The sequence below is a fragment of the Agrobacterium sp. 6Ca8 genome (assembly GCF_055382765.1).
The window spans coordinates 1-22,090 of sequence record NZ_AP026433.1; the positions used below are offsets into that span (position 1 = coordinate 1).

The 22,090-nt window shown below is 58.9% G+C and carries 21 protein-coding genes; 12 read left to right on the top strand and 9 right to left on the bottom strand.

The window, feature by feature from the left end; genetic code table 11:
* Positions 1–100 precede the first annotated feature (100 nt).
* Complete coding sequence (gene dnaA, locus ACZ5A6_RS00005; protein WP_003514748.1) at positions 101–1,564, top strand: chromosomal replication initiator protein DnaA; 1,464 nt, start codon at positions 101–103, stop codon at positions 1,562–1,564.
* A 74-nt stretch (positions 1,565–1,638) separates the two neighbouring features.
* On the opposite strand, the gene hemW is transcribed toward dnaA, so the two are convergent.
* From hemW to rph, 3 genes are read right to left on the bottom strand one after another with little or no spacing between them, the layout of a single operon-like run.
* Complete coding sequence (gene hemW, locus ACZ5A6_RS00010) at positions 1,639–2,838, bottom strand: radical SAM family heme chaperone HemW (RefSeq protein WP_003514749.1); 1,200 nt, start codon at positions 2,836–2,838, stop codon at positions 1,639–1,641.
* A gap of 5 nt (positions 2,839–2,843) precedes the next feature.
* Entirely contained in the window at positions 2,844–3,488 is a 645-nt protein-coding gene (gene rdgB, locus ACZ5A6_RS00015; RefSeq protein ID WP_003514751.1) for an RdgB/HAM1 family non-canonical purine NTP pyrophosphatase, read from the bottom strand.
* Positions 3,489–3,505: 17 nt separating this feature from the next.
* Positions 3,506–4,222, bottom strand: coding sequence for a ribonuclease PH (gene rph, locus ACZ5A6_RS00020; RefSeq protein WP_003514752.1), 717 nt, complete (start codon positions 4,220–4,222; stop codon positions 3,506–3,508).
* Between the two features lie 136 nt (positions 4,223–4,358).
* On the opposite strand from rph, the gene hrcA reads away from it, so the two are divergent.
* Together hrcA and grpE are read left to right on the top strand one after the other, a co-directional pair.
* The gene (hrcA, locus tag ACZ5A6_RS00025; protein ID WP_003514754.1) at positions 4,359–5,450 is read left to right on the top strand and encodes a heat-inducible transcriptional repressor HrcA; all 1,092 of its coding nucleotides are present in this window, start codon (positions 4,359–4,361) and stop codon (positions 5,448–5,450) included.
* Positions 5,451–5,563: 113 nt separating this feature from the next.
* Positions 5,564–6,199 (top strand): nucleotide exchange factor GrpE, encoded by a 636-nt coding sequence (gene grpE / locus ACZ5A6_RS00030; RefSeq protein WP_003514756.1) that lies wholly within the window; start codon positions 5,564–5,566, stop codon positions 6,197–6,199.
* 129 nt (positions 6,200–6,328) lie between these two features.
* Here grpE and ptsN read toward each other — a convergent pair whose 3' ends face one another.
* From ptsN to lptC, 6 genes are all read right to left on the bottom strand, one after another.
* Positions 6,329–6,790: a PTS IIA-like nitrogen regulatory protein PtsN gene (gene ptsN, locus ACZ5A6_RS00035; protein ID WP_003493488.1), complete on the bottom strand. Its 462-nt coding sequence runs from the start codon at positions 6,788–6,790 to the stop codon at positions 6,329–6,331.
* A gap of 82 nt (positions 6,791–6,872) precedes the next feature.
* Positions 6,873–7,454 carry a ribosome hibernation-promoting factor, HPF/YfiA family gene (gene hpf / locus ACZ5A6_RS00040; RefSeq protein ID WP_003514759.1) on the bottom strand — a complete coding sequence of 194 codons (582 nt, stop codon included), beginning with the start codon at positions 7,452–7,454 and terminating at the stop codon, positions 6,873–6,875.
* A 234-nt stretch (positions 7,455–7,688) separates the two neighbouring features.
* The gene (gene rpoN, locus ACZ5A6_RS00045; RefSeq protein ID WP_025592254.1) at positions 7,689–9,239 is read right to left on the bottom strand and encodes an RNA polymerase factor sigma-54; all 1,551 of its coding nucleotides are present in this window, start codon (positions 9,237–9,239) and stop codon (positions 7,689–7,691) included.
* Positions 9,240–9,392: 153 nt separating this feature from the next.
* Positions 9,393–10,202: an LPS export ABC transporter ATP-binding protein gene (gene lptB, locus ACZ5A6_RS00050; protein WP_003514762.1), complete on the bottom strand. Its 810-nt coding sequence runs from the start codon at positions 10,200–10,202 to the stop codon at positions 9,393–9,395.
* A gap of 9 nt (positions 10,203–10,211) precedes the next feature.
* The gene (locus ACZ5A6_RS00055; RefSeq protein ID WP_003514763.1) at positions 10,212–10,778 is read right to left on the bottom strand and encodes an LptA/OstA family protein; all 567 of its coding nucleotides are present in this window, start codon (positions 10,776–10,778) and stop codon (positions 10,212–10,214) included.
* A 13-nt stretch (positions 10,779–10,791) separates the two neighbouring features.
* Positions 10,792–11,457, bottom strand: coding sequence for an LPS export ABC transporter periplasmic protein LptC (gene lptC, locus ACZ5A6_RS00060; protein WP_003514764.1), 666 nt, complete (start codon positions 11,455–11,457; stop codon positions 10,792–10,794).
* 249 nt (positions 11,458–11,706) lie between these two features.
* Between lptC and sppA the strand changes: the two genes are divergently transcribed.
* From sppA to mutS, 9 genes are all read left to right on the top strand, one after another.
* Positions 11,707–12,660 carry a signal peptide peptidase SppA gene (gene sppA, locus ACZ5A6_RS00065; protein WP_013635364.1) on the top strand — a complete coding sequence of 318 codons (954 nt, stop codon included), beginning with the start codon at positions 11,707–11,709 and terminating at the stop codon, positions 12,658–12,660.
* A 26-nt stretch (positions 12,661–12,686) separates the two neighbouring features.
* Positions 12,687–12,989, top strand: coding sequence for an integration host factor subunit beta (locus tag ACZ5A6_RS00070; RefSeq protein WP_003493505.1), 303 nt, complete (start codon positions 12,687–12,689; stop codon positions 12,987–12,989).
* Between the two features lie 65 nt (positions 12,990–13,054).
* Positions 13,055–13,396, top strand: a complete 342-nt coding sequence (locus ACZ5A6_RS00075; protein ID WP_003514766.1) for a LapA family protein — start codon at positions 13,055–13,057, stop codon at positions 13,394–13,396.
* A 93-nt stretch (positions 13,397–13,489) separates the two neighbouring features.
* Positions 13,490–14,623, top strand: a complete 1,134-nt coding sequence (locus ACZ5A6_RS00080) for a class I SAM-dependent methyltransferase (protein WP_065661445.1) — start codon at positions 13,490–13,492, stop codon at positions 14,621–14,623.
* On the top strand, positions 14,620–15,480 hold the full coding sequence (locus ACZ5A6_RS00085; protein WP_003514768.1) for a TrmH family RNA methyltransferase: 861 nt from the start codon (positions 14,620–14,622) through the stop codon (positions 15,478–15,480). Before ACZ5A6_RS00080 ends, ACZ5A6_RS00085 begins: the two co-directional genes overlap by 4 nt.
* Entirely contained in the window at positions 15,480–15,968 is a 489-nt protein-coding gene (lspA, locus tag ACZ5A6_RS00090) for a signal peptidase II (protein ID WP_003514769.1), read from the top strand. The genes ACZ5A6_RS00085 and lspA overlap by 1 nt, the downstream gene beginning before the upstream one ends.
* Before the next feature lie 55 nt (positions 15,969–16,023).
* Complete coding sequence (locus ACZ5A6_RS00095; RefSeq protein ID WP_112290929.1) at positions 16,024–18,255, top strand: hybrid sensor histidine kinase/response regulator; 2,232 nt, start codon at positions 16,024–16,026, stop codon at positions 18,253–18,255.
* A gap of 95 nt (positions 18,256–18,350) precedes the next feature.
* On the top strand, positions 18,351–19,232 hold the full coding sequence (gene olsB, locus ACZ5A6_RS00100) for a l-ornithine N(alpha)-acyltransferase (protein WP_003514771.1): 882 nt from the start codon (positions 18,351–18,353) through the stop codon (positions 19,230–19,232).
* Between the two features lie 190 nt (positions 19,233–19,422).
* Complete coding sequence (mutS, locus tag ACZ5A6_RS00105) at positions 19,423–22,074, top strand: DNA mismatch repair protein MutS (RefSeq protein ID WP_080799660.1); 2,652 nt, start codon at positions 19,423–19,425, stop codon at positions 22,072–22,074.
* The last annotated feature ends 16 nt before the right edge of the window (positions 22,075–22,090 follow it).

A 22,090-nucleotide genomic window follows, 5' to 3' on the forward strand; every position in this document is an offset into this window, starting at 1 on the left:
TATGCAATTGAATTTGGCGATGGGTGCGGTGGCCGATGGGGACCGCGCACCACAGGCTCGTGATGCAGCTTGCTCAGAAGCGGCAGGGGATAAATCGGCAATGAAGCACGATGCGCTGTTTGAACGTTTTAGCGCGCGGCTGAAGGCACAGGTTGGTCCCGAGGTCTATGCAAGCTGGTTTGCACGGCTCAAACTCCACACCGTTTCGAAAAGCGTCGTCCGTTTTACCGTTCCGACGACCTTTCTGAAGTCCTGGATCAACAACCGTTATATGGATCTGATCACCAGTCTCGTCCAAAGCGAGGATCCGGACGTGCTGAAGGTGGAAATTCTTGTCCGCTCCGCCAGCCGCCCGGCCCGCCCCGCGCAGGTCGAGGAACGGGTGCAGCCCGTTCAGGACATGGGCGCTGTTGCGCGCAACAAGTCCTTCATTCCGTCGCAGCCCGCGACAGCACCTTCTGCACAGCCTGCGGCGGCGCAGGCGACGCTGCGGCAGGGTAGCTCCGGGCCGCTGTTCGGTTCGCCGCTCGATACACGTTTCACCTTTGACACTTTTGTCGAGGGCTCGTCCAACCGCGTCGCGCTTGCGGCGGCAAAGACGATCGCTGAAGCGGGTGCCGGTGCTGTGCGCTTCAATCCGCTGTTCATTCATGCGGGTGTCGGGCTTGGCAAGACACACCTTCTGCAGGCGATTGCCAATGCCGCCATCGACAGTCCGCGCAACCCGCGTGTGGTCTATCTGACGGCCGAATATTTCATGTGGCGTTTTGCGACCGCGATCCGCGACAATGATGCGCTGACGCTGAAGGACACCCTGCGCAATATCGACCTTCTCGTCATCGACGACATGCAGTTCCTGCAGGGCAAGATGATCCAGCACGAATTCTGCCACCTGTTGAACATGCTGCTCGACAGCGCCAAGCAGGTAGTCGTGGCCGCTGACCGCGCGCCGTGGGAGCTGGAATCGCTTGATCCGCGTGTCCGTTCGCGCCTTCAGGGTGGCATGGCCATCGAGATCGAAGGTCCCGATTACGACATGCGCTACGAAATGCTCAACCGTCGCATGGGCTCGGCGCGTCAGGACGATCCGTCTTTCGAGATTTCGGACGAAATCCTGACCCACGTGGCCAAAAGCGTGACGGCGAGCGGACGCGAGCTTGAAGGCGCCTTCAACCAGCTGATGTTCCGGCGCTCTTTCGAGCCGAACCTCTCGGTTGACCGTGTCGATGAGCTGCTGTCGCACCTCGTCGGCAGTGGGGAGGCCAAGCGCGTCCGTATCGAGGATATTCAGCGCATTGTCGCCAGACATTATAATGTGTCGCGGCAGGAGCTGGTTTCCAACCGTCGCACCCGCGTCATCGTCAAGCCGCGCCAGATCGCCATGTATCTGGCCAAGATGCTGACACCGCGCTCATTTCCCGAGATCGGTCGCCGTTTCGGCGGTCGCGACCACACCACGGTTCTTCACGCGGTGCGCAAGATCGAGGATCTGATTTCCGGCGACACCAAGCTCGGCCACGAGGTTGAGCTGCTGAAGCGCCTTATCAACGAAAACAACGCATGAAAAAAGCGGCCTTCGGGCCGCTTTTTTATTGGTTTCTCGGTTGTTGATTGGCTCAGGACCAGGCAGGCTGCCGGTCAGCAGGCGAGATCGGCGACCACGGCATCCAGAATAAGCATGCCGGAAGGGGTGCAGCGCAGGCGGGAATTGCCGATCCGTTCCACGAAGCCGTGTTGCAGGAGGAATTCCTCTTTCTCCGGGTCGAGTTCGCGGCCGGAGAGATCGCTCCAGCGAGCAAGATCAATGCCTTCGCGCAGGCGAAGGCCCATCAGCAGCAATTCGTCTGCCTGTTCGTCGACGCCGAGAAGCTCCTGATCGACCATGCCGTGGCCTTCACGCTCTACGGTCTCGAGCCAGGTTTCGGGATGGCGCTCGGTGACGGTGGCGAGCTTGGAGGCGCCATTGGTCAGGCGTCCATGCGCACCGGGTCCAATACCGGCATAATCGCCATAACGCCAATAGGTCAGGTTATGGCGGCTTTCCGCACCGGGGCGGGCGTGATTGGAAACCTCGTACGCCGGCATGCCGTAACGCTCGGTGATTTCCTGCGTCGCTTCATAAAGCACCGCCGAATGCTCGCCATCCGGTACGATCAGCTTGCCAGCCTTGTGCAGCCCGTAGAACGGCGTGCCTTCCTCGATAGTGAGCTGATAGAGCGACAGATGGTCGACGGCGTAGGAGACGGCTTCCTTCAGCTCAGCGTCCCATTCGGCCACCGTCTGGTTCGGGCGGGCGTAAATCAGATCGAAGGACATGCGCGGAAAAATTTCCCGCGCCAGACGGATGGCTTTAAGCGCATCGGCAACATCATGCAGCCGGCCAAGGAACTTCAGGTCCCGGTCGTTCAGCGCCTGGACGCCGAGCGAGACGCGGTTGACGCCGGCTGCCCGGTAACCGCGAAACCGCTCCGCCTCGACGCTTGAAGGATTGGCCTCCATGGTGATCTCGATACCATCAGGCACATGCCAGAAGCGCGAAACGCCATCAAGAAGCGCGCCTACGGTCTGCGGGTCCATCAGCGAAGGTGTACCGCCGCCCATGAAAATGCTGGTAACGACACGCGGACCGCTGAGCGCCCGCATCTTTGCCATTTCGCTGAGGAACGCCGCAGTGAACCGTTCCTGATCCACCGGGCGGTGGCGGACATGGCTGTTGAAATCGCAATAGGGGCATTTGGCCGCACAGAAGGGCCAGTGCAGATAGATCCCGAAACCGGGATCGCCCGTATCCGGCAGAAGCGACGCGCCGGGGGCAGAAAGTTGGTGCTCCCCGGTCATCGGGTTCATGCCTCCAGACAGGTTTCGACGAATTTTTTGAACGCGCGGGCACGGTGGGAGAGCGCAAACGCATCGCCGTGCTTCCAGCCGTGTTTTTCGTCTGCGGTCATTTCACCGAATGTGGTGTCGTAACCTTCTGGTTTGAAGATCGGGTCATAGCCGAAACCGCTCGTTCCGCGCGGGGGCCACGCCACCGTGCCTTCCACCTCGCCGCGAAAATATTCGACATGCCCGTCCGGCCAGGCAAGGCACAGCACGCTGACGAAGCGGCCCGTGCGGTCTTCCGGCTTCGTTGCACCGCGTTCGGCAAGCGCATCCTCGACCTTCTGCATGGCCATGGCGAAGTCGCGCGTACCGTCAGCCGTTTCCGCCCAATTGGCGGTATAAACGCCCGGCGCGCCATCCAGCGCATCGATGACCAGACCGGAATCGTCAGACAGAGCCGGCAGGCCGGACGCCTTCGCAGACGCAAGCGCCTTGATGGCAGCATTTTCCTCAAAGGTGGTGCCTGTCTCGTCCGGCTCCACGAAGTTCAGCTCCGCAGCCGATTTGGCTGAAAAGCCGAAAGGCCCGATCAGGTCGGCGATTTCGGCGATCTTGCCCTTGTTGTGGCTGGCGACAACGATCGTTCTGGTATCGAGCTTGCGCATGACGTTTTCCTGTCGGCTCAGGCAATTGCCTGCTTCTGAAGGGCGACCAGTTCGCTGCATCCGGCCTTTGCAAGACCAAGCAGCGTCAGGAATTCCTCTTCGGAGAAGGGGGCACCTTCCGCGGTTCCCTGCACTTCGACGATGCCGCCGGAGCCGGTGATGACGAAATTCGCATCGGTCTCGGCGGAGGAATCCTCGAGATAATCGAGATCGATGACCGGCTGTTTTGCAAAGATGCCGCAGGAGATCGCGGCGATATGGTCCTTCAGGACCTTCTCGACCTTGATCATGTTGCGAGTTTCCATCCACTTCAGGCAATCATGCAGGGCGATCCATGCGCCGGTGATGGAAGCCGTGCGCGTGCCGCCATCGGCCTGAATGACGTCGCAGTCAATGCTGATCTGGCGCTCGCCGAGCGCCTGCAGGTCGACCACTGCGCGCAGCGAGCGGCCGATAAGGCGCTGGATTTCCTGCGTGCGTCCGCCCTGCTTGCCGGCCGAGGCCTCGCGCTTCATCCGCTCATGGGTGGAACGCGGCAGCATGCCGTATTCGGCGGTGACCCAGCCCTTGCCGCTGTTGCGCAGCCACGGCGGCGTCTTTTCCTCAAGGCTTGCGGTGACGAGCACATGCGTATCACCGAATTTGACCAGACAGGAACCTTCGGCATGTTTCGAGAAATTGCGCTCGAAGGAAACCTTGCGCATCTGATCGGTTTTTCTGCCTGAAGGCCGCATATGATCCACTCTCCATGTTGGTTCCTGCCTTCTAAGGCGCGCCCCGGGGTTTTGCAAAGCCAATTTCCATTTTGCCGCAGCGGTGCAACGCATTATATTGGTACGGACAGAGTTTTGACGATAAAGAACGGATGATATGGGCTTTTCCGCACCGCTTTCAAAAGATCAGGCATCGTTGCTGGATGAACGGTCGCGGGAGATTTTCCGGCGCATCGTCGAAGGCTATCTCGACACCGGCGAACCCTTGGGGTCGCGCAGCCTGTCGCGGCTGTTGCCGATGTCGCTTTCACCGGCCTCCGTTCGCAACGTCATGAGCGACCTCGAGGAACTGGGTCTCATCTATTCGCCGCATATCAGCGCCGGTCGCCTGCCCACCCAGACGGGGCTGCGCTTCTTCGTGGACGCATTCATGCAGGTGGGCGATCTGCCCGCCGATGAGAGAGCCAGTATCGACCGCCAGATCGGTCCAGTCGCCGGCCACGAGCAATCGCTGGAAGGGTTGCTGACAGAGGCAAGCCGCATGCTTTCAGGCATGTCGCGCGGTGCCGGCCTGGTGCTGACGGCCAAGAGCGACGTCATTCTCAAGCACGTTGAATTCATCCGGCTGGAGCCCACCAAGGCGCTTGCCGTGCTGGTAGGGGACCACAATCAGGTCGAAAACCGTATCATCGAATTGCCGGTCGGCATTTCGTCATCGCAATTGACAGAGGCGGCAAATTTCATCAATGCCCATCTTTCCGGGCAGACGCTGCAGGAACTGCGGGGCCAGTTTCAGACGCAGCGTGCCGAATTGCAGTCGGAACTCGGCACGCTCGCGCAGGACCTCATCGAACGTGGTCTCGCCATATGGGCGGGCGACAATGAAGAGGGCAAGCTCGGTCGCCTCATCGTCCGCGGACGCTCCAACCTGCTGGAAGGTCTGGCCGGTGAGGAAGATATCGATCGTGTGCGCCTGCTGTTCGACGATCTGGAGCGCAAGGAAAATCTCATCGAGATCCTCAACCTTGCAGAAAGTGGCTCAGGCGTCAGGATTTTCATCGGCTCGGAAAACAAGCTCTTCTCGCTGTCAGGCTCGTCACTGATCGTGGCACCTTATCGGGACGAGGAAAATCGCGTTGTGGGTGCCGTCGGCGTCATCGGTCCCACGAGGCTCAATTACGCCCGTATCGTGCCTATGGTGGACTACACCGCACAAATTATGGCCCGCCTTTCCCGAAAGCAGAGATAGGACAAGCCCGCAAGGTTAGAGAATGCGGCAAGCTTTTCGCCGCAAGCCTTGATTTTTGCCCTTCAAACCTCGATATCGGGCGCAACCAACAATATTCAAATCTGGAGAACGTCATGACCGACGATACGAAAAAGCCCGGACCTGACGCGGACGTCGCCGAAGAGTTTGTCGAACCCGCATTTACAGGGGAAGAGACGGCGGAAGCTGCCGAGCCCGATCCGATCGAACTGCTCAGGGCCGAAAATGCCGATCTGCGCGACAAGTTCCTGCGTCTTGCAGCAGAAATGGACAATCTTCGTCGCCGCACCGAGCGCGAAGTCAAGGATGCGAAGGCCTATTCTCTCGCCGCTTTCGCGCGCGACATGCTTGCCGTTTCCGACAATCTTCGCCGCGCTCTTGAAGCCATTCCGGACGAACTCAAGACCAATGGCGAAGCCGGTCTCAACGGCCTGATCGAAGGTGTCGAGATGACGGAGCGCTCGATGCTCTCGACGCTGGAGCGACATGGCGTCAAAAAGATCGATGCGGAAGGCCAGAAATTCGATCCGAATTTCCACCAGGCGATGTTCGAAATTCCGAACACGGCAGTTCCGAACAACACGGTACTGCAGGTGGTTCAGGCCGGTTTCACCATCGGTGACCGGGTGCTGCGCCCCGCCATGGTTGGCGTCTCAAAGGGTGGCCCGAAGGTGGAGACCGCCGCAGCGCCCGAGCCGGGCACCGCCTCCGTCAACGAGAAGGATGCGTGAGGCATTCCCTCATCTAAAGCGCGTTCGGATGTAAAACCGGGGCGCGCTTTTGTTTGAAATGCTCCAATAAAAAACGCGCCTCAAGGGCGCGTTTTTTTGTCCATGGAAAGGACCGTCGGCAGCCTTTGATCAGGCAGCGGTCGCCTGCTCCTGATTGAGGAAGGCGTAAATTGCCGTGTCGGAATCGGTGGCACGCAGCTTGGCCACCAGCTCGGGGTCGCGCAAAGCTCGGGCAATTCTCGACAGCGCCTTCAGATGATCCGCGCCGGCGCCTTCGGGTGCAAGCAGCAGGAAAACCAGATCGACCGGCTGGTCATCCAGCGCCTCGAAATCAACAGGTGTTTCAAGACGTGCGAAGACGCCGGTGATCTGATGGATGCTGCTCAGCTTGCCATGCGGAATGGCAATGCCGTGCCCCACACCGGTGGAGCCGAGTTTCTCACGCTGGAGGATGACGTCGAAAACTTCCCGTTCCGAGACTCCGGTAATTCTGGCTGCCTTCGCGGCCAGCTCCTGAAGCAATTGCTTTTTGGAATTCACCTTGAGGGCGGGAATAATCGCATCTTGTTGCAGCAAATCTGCCAACGCCATTCTCTTTTTCCTTCATGCCATCGAGACGATGCAGGAGGCAGATACGCTTTCGCGCTCTGCCTCCCATGTCTTGTCAGACTGTTCAGCTCTTGATCGTTTCCGCGTCGATCCAGCCAATATTGCCGTCATGTCGTCGGTAGACGATGTTGAGATATTCCTTGCCGGGGCTGCGGAACAGCAGAACCGGTTCGTCCGTCATGTCGAGCGCCATCACGGCGCTGGCGACGGACATCGTCTTTATCTGTTTCGAACTTTCCGCAACGATCGTGGGTGCGTAGTCTTCCGGAACCTCGTGGTCCTCATCGGGGACAGCATCCATTACCGTATAGGCGATTTCCGACATCGCGCCGTTCGCCGCGGAACCATTGTGGTGATGGTCCTTCAGCTTCCGTTTGTAGCGACGCAGGCGCTTCTCGATACGCTCGGCGGCGGCATCGAAACTCGCTTGCGGATCATTTGCCTGACCCGCCGCATGCAATACAACGCCCGTATCGAGATGCAGTTTGCAATCGGCTGCAAAACGCGATCCGGACTTCTCTACGGTCACTTGGCCTGAATACCCCCCATCGAAGTATTTGGTAACTGCCAGACCTATATTGTCCTCAATCCGCTGCCGGAAAGATTCGCCGATCTCCATATGTTTACCAGATACACGCACACTCATGGAAAATTTCCTTTTTGTAGTGATTTGCGAGTACCAGCTTACGTCAAGCCGCGCGCGCATCCAAGCGTTTCGAAGGCCTTTAAAAGCCCCCATTCGAATTTTACGCCCATGGACGGTGGAGATGAATCCGTTACAAATGACCTTGCTTACGTGTGCGGCGGGCTTCTAGCCCTTGCCGTAGCAAGAGTCAATGGTGCGGCTGGAAAGCCCTGAAAACGTGACCAGCGCCACCGCTCAGAACGCCGACAGTCTGGCCAGGGCCTTCTTCTCGCGCCGTCTCTGAACGGAGGATGGGATGTTCATCGCCTCGCGATATTTGGCCACGGTGCGGCGGGCAAGATCGATACCACTCTTTTTCAGATTATCGACGATATCGTCATCGGAAAGCACTGCGTCAGCGGCCTCCTGCGCGATCATCGCCTTGATGCGATGACGCACGGCTTCTGCCGAATGGCTGTCACCGCCTTCCACCGAGCTGATGGAAACACTGAAGAAATATTTCAGCTCAAACAGGCCGCGCGGCGTCAGCATGTATTTTTTCGACGTCACCCGGCTGACGGTGGATTCGTGCATCTTGATGGCGTCGGCCACCGTCTTGAGGTTCAGCGGGCGAAGGTGGTCCACGCCATTGACGAGAAAGGCGTCCTGCTGGCGCACGATTTCGGTCGCCACCTTCATGATCGTTCTGGCGCGCTGGTCGAGGCTGCGGGTCAGCCAATGGGCCGTCTGCATGCATTCGGAAAGGAAATCCTGATCCTCTCCCTCCCGCGACTTGTGCCTTGAAACCTCTGCGAAATAGGTCTGGTTGATGAGCACGCGCGGCAGGGTCTCGGGGTTGATTTCCACAAGCCAGCCGCCGGCAGAGGAGGGGCGAATGATGATATCAGGAACGATTGTCTCGGAAACGGTCGAATCGTAACCAGCGCCCGGACGCGGATTGAGCGTGCGGATTTCCGCCAGCATGTCGAGAAGGTCTTCCTCGTCCACGCCGCAGAGTTTTTTTAGAGAAGCGAAATCCCGTTTCGCCAGAAGCTCCAGATTGTCGATAAAAGCCCGCATTGCCGGATCAAGCCTGTCCTTCTGGGCAAGCTGGATCGCCAGACATTCGCTCAGCGAGCGGGAAAACACGCCGGGAGGATCAAAGCCCTGAAGCGTCTCCAGAATTCGCTCCACTGCCGAAGGCGCCGCCCCCAGCCGTTCAGCGACGTCTTCGACAGCATCTACGGCGATATATCCGGTCTCGTCGAGCTGGCCGATCAGCGCATCAGCGATCATCCTGTCTTCCACAGAGGATATGGCGAGAGGCAATTGCTGATTGAGGTGGTCGCTGAGGGTCTGTTTCGCGGCAACGAAGTCGTCGAGATCGTAACTCTCGCCTGACTCCTGCCCGGGCATGGATTTCCACTGCCCCGCAAGTTCGGGTGCGTCGGGCTTTCTGGGTTCGGTATCGTCGGGAAAGACATTTTCGAAGCTGGTGTCGAGCTGTTCGCCGAGATTCGCCGCGCGATCGCCGTACCAGTCGTCGCTGTCGGCCGTTACCGGCGCGGACTTGTCGGACCCTTCGCTGTCGGCATCGCCGAAATTCTCCGCATCAGCAGGGGTATCGTTGCTCAAATCGCCGTCGTTTGCCGCAATTTCAAGCAAAGGATTGCGCTCCACCTCCTGCGCGATGAACTGCGTCAGTTCGAAATGCGTCATCTGAAGCAGCTGGATGGACTGCATCAGTTGCGGTGTCATCACGAGAGACTGGTTTTGACGCAGCAAAAGGCTGGCAGATAATGCCATGGCGGACGCGAAACTCCCCTTACAGCTTCTTCGTCGCCACAAATTTCATAAATTTTGCGCAGGCAACGAAACTTGGCCCAAAAATTGCTTTTTTATTATGTTTGGTCAAGCGTCACTGCGGGGCGCGATGAAGAATCTTTCGCGCCCGGGAGCTTAAAGGCTAAAATTATTGCCGAGATAGAGCCGGCGCACATCCGGATTGTTGACGATATCGTCCGCACGGCCATGGGTCAGAACCTCACCGGCATGGATGATATAAGCGCGGTCAATGAGGCCGAGCGTTTCGCGGACATTGTGGTCGGTGATGAGAACGCCGATCCCGCGCGCGGTCAAATGTCTGACAAGGTTCTGAATGTCGCTGACGGAGATCGGATCGACGCCGGCAAAAGGTTCGTCCAGAAGCATGAAGGTCGGATCGGTCGCCAGAGCACGGGCGATTTCCAGACGGCGACGTTCGCCGCCCGACAGGGCGACAGCGGGCGATTTGCGCAGCTGCGCAATGTGGAACTCTTCCAGCAACTCATCGAGCTTGCGGCTGCGCTTGGCGCTGTCAGGTTCGTGCACTTCCAGCACGGCGCGGATGTTTTCCTCGACTGTCAGTCCACGGAAAATGGAGGCTTCCTGCGGCAGGTAGCCGACACCGAGGCGGGCACGCCTGTACATCGGCATGGTGGTGACGTCGTTGCCGTTGATGGCGATCTTGCCGCTATCGACGGGTACGAGGCCCGTGATCATGTAGAAACAGGTGGTTTTGCCCGCGCCGTTCGGGCCAAGCAGCCCCACGGCTTCACCACGGCGCACGACCAGCGAGACGCCGTTGACGACGCGCCGTGTATTATAGGTCTTCGTCAGACCATGCGCGATCAGGGTGCCGTCATAGCGAGCCTTGTCGGCCTGCGACGCAGCGTCCACAGGTCGGTCGCGCCCACCGCCAAATATTTTTGAGATCGAGGCTATCTTCACGAGGTGAGACTACTGTTTCTTCTGCTGCGATTTCGGATCGAGCATGATCCGGACAGGGCCGCCGCAGCTTTCAAGCTTTGCCTGCCCCGAATTCATCAGAACAGTGAGCTTGCAGCCGGTGAACACATTCGCGCCCTCGGACAGCACAACCTGCTTGCCGGTCAGAATGAAGGTCTGCGCCGCCATGTCGAATTCGCCGTGATCGGCCGTGGCCTTCTGCGTCTCGGACGTCAGGTAGACGTTATTGTCGACGAAGATTTTTTCGATGTTGGCGTCACCGCTGGTGAGCGAGGAACCTTCACCCTTGTAATTGACCGTCATCTTGCCGGCCTGAAGGGTGGTGGTGCCCTGCACAACTTTCACGTTACCGGTGAAATAGGCCTTGCGCTCTTGGTCCCGAATTTCGAGCTGATCGCTTTCGATAGCGATCGGCTGGTCGCCGGAGAGCTTGACGCCTGTCATGTTGCTGGTGGTGTTCTGAGCGAAAGCCACGGTTGCAAGACAGGAAAAAGCAAAAGCTGCGGCTGTAACGCCTGCGGATTTGCCAAGGGAAACGGGACGGGAAATTTGCATCATCTGGACCGGGCTCTCACTTGCCTTCATTCTTGATATTGGATGCAGCGATACGTGCGCGTACCTGCCCCGAAAATGTAATAGTCTTGCCATTATCCGCGATATCAATCGATTGCGCAACAATGGCGCCGTCGTTTGTTTTGATCGAAACTGGCTCTTTGCTGCTCATTTTTCCAGCCTTCAGATCGACATCCGCAGATTGGAACTTCGCTTGTATGCCATTGCTGAGATTGATGTCAAAAGGGGCGGTCATCTTCAGCGTGTTGGTGGCCCGGTCGAAAATGCCTTCCTTGGCGATCACCTGGGCGACGCTGTCGTTCACAGGCACCGCGGCCAGAACCCTTTCGAGCGTCATGAGGTTGGGGTTGGCGATATCCTGCAACGCACGGTCTGCGTTCATCGAGTAGTCGATCCCCTTCTCGTTGCGGCCCGCAACGGCCGGCTTTTCCATCACGATCTTGCCGTCTTCGATCCTTGCGCTTTCAAGCGAAACCTCTTCGGGCGCCCAGGTGCGAATGAGCGAAACGGCGACGAAGGCAAACGAGATGATCGCCGCACCGAGCGGCAGAATGATTTTCAGCCGCTTCACGCGCGCGGAATGCCTCAGCGCGCGCTCGTAAGCGCCGTTCTGGTCATTGGGCAGCGGAAACGCTGGCGCGGGCTGGCGGAGTCTTTCGAGCATAAGAGTGGGTCCGGAAAACTTCCTGGGCGCCACTTTGGCGCGCAACTGAAGCTTATATGTTTATCTTGATGTCTTTGGCATGAGTGCTGTGTCCTGCCAATATGGTTTTTGTCTGGAAAGGTGCAAGGGAAATGCGAATTTAATCGTAATTCTGGTTTCCTTATTGTTTCCTTGCGGCTTCGCGCTAGAAGAACCATATGGCCATGACGCTTACATTACGCTTCAAATGCCGGAAGGCAGGGGTTTTCGATGGATAATATGGCGATAGCGGATCGCAGACGATTGCGCCGCAAGCTGACTTTCTGGCGGATTGCCGCTGTTTTTCTGTTTGTCGCCGGCATTTTCGGCCTCTACCGGTTTTTATGGGCCACCCCGCAGCAAAGCGAGAGACCCCATATTGCCCGTGTCCAGATCTCCGGGCTGATCCAGGACAATACCGAACTTCTGGAGCGGCTGGACAAGATTGCCAAGAGTGACAATGTCAAAGGGCTGATCGTTTCGATTTCATCGCCCGGTGGCACCACCTATGGCGGCGAGCGCATCTTCAAGGCCATTCGCGGCGTTGCGGAAAAGAAGCCGGTGGTCTCCGATGTCCGCACGCTTGCCGCCTCCGCTGGATATATGATCGCATCTGCAGGTGACGTCATCGTCGCTGGCGAAACCTCGATCACCGGCTCTATCGGCGTGATCTTTCAATATCCCCAGATCGGCCAGCTGATGGATAAGCTCGGCGTCTCGCTGCAGGAAATAAAGTCCTCTCCGATGAAGGCGGAGCCTTCGCCGTTCCATGAGGCGCCCGAAGAGGCGAAGACGATGATCCGTTCCATGGTGATGGACAGCTACGGCTGGTTCGTCGATCTTGTGGCCGATCGCCGCAAATTGCCGCGCGAGGATGTGTTGAAACTGGCGGACGGATCGATTTTCACGGGCAGACAGGCGCTCGCCAACAAGCTGGTCGACACGCTTGGCGGCGAAAAGGAAATTCGCGGCTATTTCGAAACGCGCGGTGTTGCCAAGGATCTGCCGATCGTGGAATGGCGCGCACCGTCTTCCAGTTCGCCTTTTTCGCTTTTCAGTGTTGCGCAAATAGCGAAGCTTCTGGGATATGACGATTTAATCCCATTTGCGGGCTCCGGTCAGCTCGGTGCGGACAAGTTGTTTCTTGACGGTCTTGTTTCCGTTTGGCAGGTTGAGCCGCATTAAAAATCCAATTCTTTCAGGGGGCAACCGTGATCAAGTCTGAACTGGTGCAGATCGTTGCTGCGCGTAACCCGCACCTTTATCACCGTGACGTGGAAAATATCGTCAATGCGGTGCTGGATGAAATCACCGATGCCTTGGCAGCGGGAAATCGTGTCGAGCTTCGTGGTTTCGGCGCATTTTCGGTGAAGAACCGTCCTTCGCGATCCGGTCGGAACCCGCGCACGGGTGAATCGGTTTTCGTTGAGGAAAAATGGGTGCCTTTCTTCAAGACGGGCAAGGAACTGCGTGAGCGCCTGAACCCCGGTATGGGTGACGAAGAGGACGATTGATCGTTCTCACCCGCCGCCCCGGAAACGGAGCCGAGGGAATGCACGCCGCGATGGAGTAATGTCGGATGTCGAAAAAAATCATCAACCTCATCATCCTGCTTCCGCTGGCGATTATCCTCGTCATCCTGTGCGTGGCCAATCGTCAGTCCGTGACGCTCGCGCTCAATCCGTTCCGGCCGGAGGATGGTGTACTTTCCTTCACCGCGCCGTTTTTCGTGTTCCTGTTTCTGGCCGTCATCTTCGGTGTGCTTCTGGGATCTTCCGCCACATGGTTTGCACAGGGCAAGCATCGCAAGCGCGCCCGTATCGAGGCGAAGGAAGCCGTTCGCTGGCATGACGAGGCGAACCGGCACAAAGCGGCAACAGCCGCGCAGCTTCCGAATGCGGGCCAACTCCCGGCAAAGTGATGGTGCCGACATTCGTTGCGGCTCTAGTCGAGCGACGCTTGGAATGCTATTTGCTGGCGCGATAAGACGCGGGCAGAAGCGGAAAGATTTCCATTGAAGAAAAAAGACAGCCGGCCGGGCAATCGCGTGCGTGCCGGGAGCGAGAAAAAACAGGTTCATGCCGCAAAGCCGGCACGGCGAATGGACGCGGCACCGAAAAAGCGCGAGCCGGACGCGGTGCGCAGCGCGCCGAAACCTGCGCCGAGGGAAAAAATAGCCCCAGTACCGGCCGTTGAGCAGGTGCCTGCGCGGCCCCTCAAGCATCGCACCGGCGAACGTCCCGCAGAACAGGTTCCGGTTATTCTGGAATCGAGTGGCGCGGGTGATTTTCATCTCATCGACAGCGGCAATGGCCTGAAGCTTGAACAATACGGCGAATATCGCGTCGTCCGTCCCGAGGCGCAGGCTCTCTGGCAACCGTCGGTTCCAGACCGCGTATGGCAGAATGCCGACGCCATTTTTACCGGCGACACGGATGAAGACGGCATGGGCCGTTGGCGTTTTCCAAAGGCAGCACTTGGCGAAACCTGGCCCCTGTCGCTGCTCGGCGTCGAATTTCTCGGCCGCTTCACGGCCTTCCGGCATGTCGGCGTCTTCCCGGAGCAGATTGTCCACTGGGAATGGCTGAAAAATGCCGTTGAAACGGCTGACCGGCCGCTGAAAGTCCTGAACCTGTTTGGTTACACCGGCGTCGCTTCTTTGGTCGCCGCTGCTGCAGGCGCTGAAGTGACCCATGTCGACGCCTCCAAGAAAGCGATCGGCTGGGCAAAGGAGAACCAGGCGCTTGCCGGGCTCGAACAGGCGCCGATCCGCTGGATTTGCGAAGACGCGATGAAGTTCATTCAGCGCGAGGAGCGTCGCGGCAGCACCTACGACATCATTCTCACCGACCCGCCGAAATTCGGCCGCGGCACCCATGGTGAAATCTGGCAATTGTTCGACCATCTTCCGTTGATGCTCGATATCTGCCGGGAAATCCTGTCGCCCAAAGCGCTCGGTCTGGTGCTGACGGCCTATTCTATCAGGGCCAGCTTCTATTCGATGCATGAATTGATGCGCGAAATCATGCGCGGCGCCGGTGGCGTCGTTGCGTCCGGCGAGCTCGTCATTCGCGAGGCCGGGCTTGATGGGAAGACGCCGGGCCGGGTGCTTTCCACATCGCTGTTCAGCCGCTGGGAGCCGAAATGACGAACGACATGCGCGAAAACACGACGCGCCGGGTTGGCCAGGTCAAGGAAGTCACCAGCCTTGCCAATCCCATCATCAAGGATATCAAGGCGCTTACCCAGAAAAAGGGCAGGGAAGAGACCGGCACCTTCATGGCGGAAGGCTTGAAGCTGGTTATCGACGCGCTCGAACTGGGCTGGACCATCCGCACCCTGGTTTACGCCAAGGCGGCCAAGGGCAAGCCGCTGGTGGAGCAGGCGGCCGTAAAGACGGTCGCTTCCGGCGGGCTGGTGCTAGAAGTCAGCGAAAAAGTCATCGCCTCGATCACCCGCCGCGACAATCCGCAGATGGTCGTTGGCATCTTTGACCAGAGATGGAAGCCATTGAAGGATATCCGTCCGGAAAAAGGCGAGACCTATATCGCGCTCGATCGGGTGCGTGATCCCGGCAATCTCGGCACCATCATCCGCACGGCGGATGCGGCGGGTGCCTCAGGTGTCATTCTGGTCGGCGATTGCACCGATCCGTTTTCGCTGGAAACCGTGCGTGCGACCATGGGTTCGGTCTTCGCTACGCCCGTTGCCCGCGCCTCGGTTGAGGAATTCCTCTCATGGAAAAAATCAGCCAATGTCAGTGTCGTTGCCACCCATCTTGCCGGGTCGGTGGACTATCGAAAAATCGATTACGCCGGAAAGCCCGTCGTGCTTTTGATGGGTAACGAACAATCCGGCCTGCCGCCTGAACTGGCCGGCAAGGCAGACCAACTGGCGCGCATTCCCCAACAGGGCCGTGCCGATAGTCTCAATCTCGCCATCGCAACCGCTGTCATGCTTTTCGAGGCGCGGCGACATCTCCTCGAACTGGCACCGGTGAAGTAATGGCCAAAGCGGCGTTGTTTTCGAAATTTGGCCCGGCTTTCGCGCTTATCGTTGCTGCCCTTGTGTTGGACCAGGTCGTCAAGCAACTGGTCGAGACCTATCTGCCGTTGCAGGAGATGGTGCCGGTCATTCCGTTCCTGGCGCTTTACCGCACCTATAATCTAGGTGTGGCGTTTTCGATGCTGGCGGACATGCACGGCTGGTTCATCGTCAGCATGCGGCTCGTCATCGTGGTCTTCGTTCTGTGGCTCTGGCGCAAGACGGCGGCGGATCGGACTTTTGCCCATCTTGGCTTCGCCTTCATCATCGCTGGAGCAGCCGGCAATCTTCTCGACCGCTTTTTCTACGGTCACGTCATCGACTACATCCTGTTTCACACCGATACATGGTCGTTCGCGGTCTTCAATCTGGCCGACACTTTCATAACAATCGGTGCCGGTTGCGTCATTCTCGATGAGTTTCTGCACGCCCGGGCGGCTAAAAAGTAAAATTTTAGCGTTTGAGCCAAGCATATCAAAACCGCTGCCGTGGTAGCGGTTGTGCATGAGCGAACTGGCACGACTGCGGGAAAAAGTTTCAGATGGCCTCGCCGCCACCCCGGCGCAGCCTGCGGATCGTGTCGACACGACATCTCACCATGGCGGTGCGGAGCGCGGGATAGATGCCAGATCGATCACGCTGTACGTTGCCGCGTCATTGTCGGTGGGTGCCTTCTCCGCGGCCTTGATCGCGCTTGCGGTGCCTTATTCGGTCACCGTCGCCTTGGCATCCTTCTTCGGTGCGGTGCTGGTCGGTCTCCTGTCCTACGCCATGTTCGGCAAATCCTTCCAGTATCCCGGCAAACTATCTGCAGATGATTTGGATGTACGGCTACGCCAAACTCAAAACCGATCGCTGATTGCCGAGATCCAGGAGGCCATGGGCGATATCATCGTCATCCGCAATATGGATCGGCGCATCGTCGAGGCGAATGCGGTTTTTCGTGAAGTGACGGGCTGCTCGGCACCCGAAGGGCTGAGCTGTGAGGAAATCGGCATCGCTTTCCGGCCAGGCGACAAGGCCCACGCTTATGATGTGGAAATCGCGACCCCGTTCGGTCAGCGCATTTTCTCCTGGCACGATGTCGTCACCCGCGATCTGGCAAGCAGTCGTCTTCTCATCAGCAGCATCGCGAGAGATGTCACCGAGGAGCGGCTGGCACTCGGCGAGCGGGAAAACGCCCGGTTACGCGCGGAAAAGGCCGATGCCGAAAAGGCAAGGCTGCTGGCAACTGTTAGCCACGAGATCCGTCTGCCGCTTTCCGGCATGCTCGGCATGAACCATCTTCTATCGCAGACGAAGCTCAATGAAGAGCAACGTAATTATCTCGACGGCATGAAGCAGTCCGGTCAGTCGCTGGTACAGTTGGTCGAGGACCTGCTGGATTATTCGACCATGGAGGCGGGCCGTTTCAAACTCAATCCGCGTGCGGAAAACCTGCGCCGGCTGATCGAGAGCATTGTCGAGATGCTGGCGCATCGCGCCCACGAAAAGGGCATCGAAATCACCTCCTTCGTCACGCCGGATGTGCCTGATTATCTGGATTTCGATCCGGCAAGGCTGCGTCAGGTTCTGTTCAACCTCCTCGGCAATGCCGTCAAATTCACGCAGGTGGGCGGGGTCGTCATCCGAGCGCGCATGGTTGAAGGCGAATTGCATATCACCGTCGAGGACACCGGCCCCGGCATGAGCCAAGCGGAACAAGCCCGTATCTTTGGCGAATTCGAACAGGCAGGCCCGATGTCGCAACAAAGTGGGGGAACAGGGCTTGGGCTCGCGATTTCCGCCCGCATCGTGCGGGAATTCGGCGGCAGCCTCACGGTCTTCAGCCGCAAGGGTGAGGGCAGCACCTTCAAGCTGGCATTCCGTCCGGGCAGTTCGTCCACCGGCACGCCGGACCCGGACCGGCACCATTGCCTGCAGCATACCAATGTCCTGCTGGTCGCGCCGAGGGGCGTGGCAGCAACGGTGACGATGGAGGCGATCGAGGCTTTCGGCGGTAAATGCGCTCTTATCCACGAACCGGAGGACTTGGAAAAGCTGCACGGTACAGCTGCCGATCTCACCGATATCATTGTCGACAGGCGTATTTCGCCTCTGTTCAGAGACGCGCTAAGGGATTGGCCGCAACAGAATGTCCGCCGCACGTTGCTGGTCAGTCCCGAAGAGCGGGCGTCGACCATGCATGCGTCCTTCGACGCCTGGTTGATCCGGCCGCTGCGCGAAAAGTCCCTGATTGACGTCCTCTGCGGCCGTCTGCGCGGCATAGAACGGCGCGATGCCATCAACGACAACCATCCGGATGTGGGGTTTTCGTCACGGGTAACGGAGGGGGTAAGCGGTATCGATATCCTCGTGGCCGAGGACGACGCCGTCAATGCGCGCATCATCCGGGCCGTTCTGGAAAAAAGCGGTTACATCGTGCGCGGTGTCGACGATTTTCAGGCCCTGCAGCAAGCCGTGGCGCCGGGCACAACCCGCCTGCCGCACCTCATCATATCCGATCTCAATATGCCGGGCGGCGAGGGGCTTGAGGTGCTGCCGGAGCTTCTCGGCACGCTGAAGGGCGGAAGAAATATTCCGCTCATCGTGCTCAGCGGCGATGCGAGCGTTGAAACCGCTGAAATCCTGCTGAATGCCGGTGCGGCCAAGGTTTTGACCAAGCCTGCCGACCCGAGACGACTGGTCGAGGAAATCCGCCGCTTGCTGGAGGCGAAACGCCTGTTGCCATCATGACTTGAGAGACTCGCAATGGCTGCATTTTGTCACTATTCTGTCGTCAATTAGTGATTTATGACAGGAAAAATCTTTTGGTGGCGGAGCGATTCCCCATGGTTGCCGAAATCTACAGTCACGACATTTGTGAAAACAAAGTTGTTATTCATCCTCGTCCAGACACCGCTCAGGACAATGAGGGGCTTTTCGGCCGTATCGGCTCGCTGGAAACGCGGCTCGCAAGAAACGAGCGGGAGATCGACGCGGCGCAGTCCGTTCGTTACCGGGTTTTCGTTGATGAAATGAAGGCGCGCCTTCCCGCAGACGCCATGCGCCGCAAGCGCGACATCGACGCCTGGGACAGTGTCTGCGACCATCTGCTCGTGCTCGACAAGGCGATTGAAGGCGACAGCGAGGACCAGATCGTCGGTACCTACCGTCTGTTACGTCAGGAAACTGCACTCGCGAATAACGGTTTTTATTCCGCAAGCGAATTCGACATCGCCGGGCTGGTAGCGCGCCATCCGGGCAAGCGCTTCATGGAGCTTGGCCGCTCCTGCGTGCTGCCGGAATATCGCACCAAGCGCACGGTTGAGCTTTTGTGGCAGGGCAACTGGGCCTATGCCGTGAAACACCGCATGGATGCCATGATCGGTTGCGCTTCGTTCCCCGGCGTGCAGCCGGAAGCCCACGCGCTTGCTCTGTCCTTCCTGCATCACAATTGCGTTGCAAAGGGCGAGTGGGCGGCTTCCGCTCTTCCCGAGCTTTATCACGAGATGGACCTGGTACCGGCTGAGGCGCTGAACGCCCGCAAGGCGCTGAACGCCATGCCGCCGCTGATCAAGGGCTATATGCGTCTCGGCGCTATGTTCGGCTCCGGCGCCGTGGTGGACCACGCCTTCAACACGACAGATGTTCTCGTGGTCCTGCCGGTTTCCTCTATCGCCGGCCGCTACATCAGCTATTACGGCGGCGAGACCGAGCGCATCAACGGCTGACCGGTTTTAACTCGGATCAAGCGGGATGTTCCTGTGGGCAGCGGTGCCGTGTGTGTTGTCTTGGTGCGGCCATTGCCGCTAGTGTCGGCGCTCCCTTTCCGCAACACGATATGACATCGGCAAGCCATTGACGGACGTTTTGACCACCGCTTCCCTGATCTCGGAAGAGAGCCGCGCCACGGCCACTCCCATGATGGAGCAATATATCGAGATCAAGGCGAACAACCCCGGTTCGCTGCTGTTTTACCGCATGGGCGATTTTTACGAATTGTTCTTTGACGATGCGGTGGAAGCCTCTCGGTCGCTCGGCATCACGCTGACGAAACGCGGCCAGCATATGGGGCAGGATATTCCCATGTGCGGCGTTCCCGTACACGCCGCCGATGATTATCTCCAGAAGCTCATCCTGCGCGGTTATCGCGTCGCCGTCTGCGAGCAGGTGGAGGACCCGGCCGAGGCGAAGAAGCGCGGATCGAAATCCGTGGTAAAACGCGATGTGGTGCGGCTTGTCACGCCTGGCACGCTCACGGAAGAAAAGCTGCTGTCGCCGACGGAATCCAACTATCTTATGGCGCTCGCTCGTATTCGCGGCAGTGCGGAGGCACAGTTTGCGCTTGCCTGGATTGATATTTCCACCGGCGTCTTCCGCTTGGCGGAAACCACGCTGACGCGTCTCCTCGCTGATATCTGGCGCATCGATCCGCGCGAGTTGATCGTTGCCGACAGTCTGTTCCATGACGAAGAGCTGCGACCGGTTTTCGATATGCTTGGCCGTGTCGCCGTGCCGCAGCCGGCCATTCTGTTCGACAGCGCTACGGCGGAAGGGCGGATCGCGCGTTACTTCAACGTCTCGACCCTAGATGGTTTCGGCACATTTTCGCGTGTGGAAATGGCCGCTGCCGCTGCCGCGGTTGCCTATGTTGAAAAGACCCAGATTGCCGAGCGCCCGCCGCTTGGTGCGCCGGAACGCGAAAGCGCTGCCTCCACGCTGTTCATCGATCCCGCGACCCGCGCCAATCTGGAGTTGGTGAAGACGCTCTCAGGCGAAAGGGACGGATCGCTCCTGCATGCCCTCAACCGCACGGTCACGGGCGGCGGTGCGCGGCTTTTGGCCGAGCGGTTGATGTCTCCCTTGACCGACCCGGAAAGGGTTAATGCCCGTCTCGATGCAGTCGCCTATCTTATTGATGACGTCTCCCTTTGCGATGGCCTGCGCGATGCCTTGAAACAGGTTGCCGATATGCCGCGCGCGCTCTCCCGTCTTGCGCTGGAGCGCGGTGGCCCGCGCGATCTCGGGGCGATCAGGCAGGGCCTGGCGTCGGCCGAGAGAATTGCCGCCATTCTCGATCAGGGACTATTGCCGCAGGAGCTTGCTGCTGCACTTGCGGATCTGAAGGCTTTGCCGGGCGGGCTGGAAGCCATGCTTGGCTCGATGCTCGCCGACGATCTGCCGCTTTTGAAGCGTGATGGCGGTTTTCTGCGTGAGGGCGCCAATCCAGAACTCGACGACGTGCGCGCATTGCGTGACCAGTCGCGCCGGGTAATCGCCGGGCTGCAGCTGCAATATGCCGAGGAAACCGGCATCAAGTCGCTCAAGATCAAGCATAACAACGTGCTTGGTTACTTCATCGAGGTAACGGCGGGCAACGCCGATGTCATGATGGCCACGGATGAGGCGAAGGCGCGCTTCATTCACCGCCAGACCATGGCCGGCGCCATGCGCTTCACCACCACCGAACTTGCCGATCTCGAAAGCCGCATCGCCAATGCCGCGGCAGAAGCCCTGACCATGGAGCTGGAAGCCTTCGAGCGCATGGTCGAGGCCGTGGTGCGGCAGGCGGAGGCGATCAAGGCGGGTGCGCTGGCGCTTGCGGTGATCGATGTCGCCTCAAGCCTTGCTTATCTCGCTACCGAACAGGCTTATTGCCGCCCGATCGTCGATGCCTCCATGACCTTTGCGATCACAGGCGGGCGCCACCCGGTTGTGGAACAGGCGCTGCGGCGCCAGTCCGCCGGGCCGTTCATCGCCAATAATTGCGATCTGTCGGCTGCTGAGGGCGGCAAAAATGGTGCGATCTGGCTGCTCACCGGCCCGAACATGGGCGGTAAATCGACTTTCCTGCGTCAGAATGCGCTCATCGCCATCCTCGCGCAGATCGGCTCCTTCGTTCCGGCAGAAGCCGCCCATATCGGCATCGTAGACCGGTTGTTTTCCCGCGTCGGCGCGTCCGACGATCTGGCGCGTGGCCGCTCGACCTTCATGGTGGAAATGGTGGAAACGGCCGCCATCCTCAATCAGGCGACGGATCGCTCGCTTGTCATTCTGGATGAGATCGGCCGTGGCACGGCAACCTTCGACGGCCTTTCGATCGCCTGGGCGGCGGTCGAGCATCTGCACGAGGTCAATCGTTGCCGTGGCCTCTTCGCCACGCATTTCCACGAACTGACGGTGCTGTCGGAAAAACTTGGTCGCCTTTCCAATGCCACGATGCGGGTGAAGGAATGGGAGGGTGACGTCATCTTCCTGCACGAGGTCGGACCGGGTGCTGCAGATCGTTCCTACGGTATTCAGGTGGCAAGGCTCGCCGGACTTCCGGCATCGGTGGTGGAGCGCGCCCGTGAGGTGCTGACGAAGCTCGAAGATGCCGATCGAAAGAACCCGGCCAGTCAGCTGATCGACGATCTGCCACTATTCCAGATCGCGGTTCGCCGTGAGGAAACCCGCAAGGCTGGACCATCGAAGGTGGAAGAAGCTTTGAAGGGGTTCAACCCGGACGAAATGACGCCGCGTGAGGCATTGGACGCGCTCTATGCGTTAAAGAAAGAACTTGGCAAGGCTTAAGAGGATAGACTGCCTG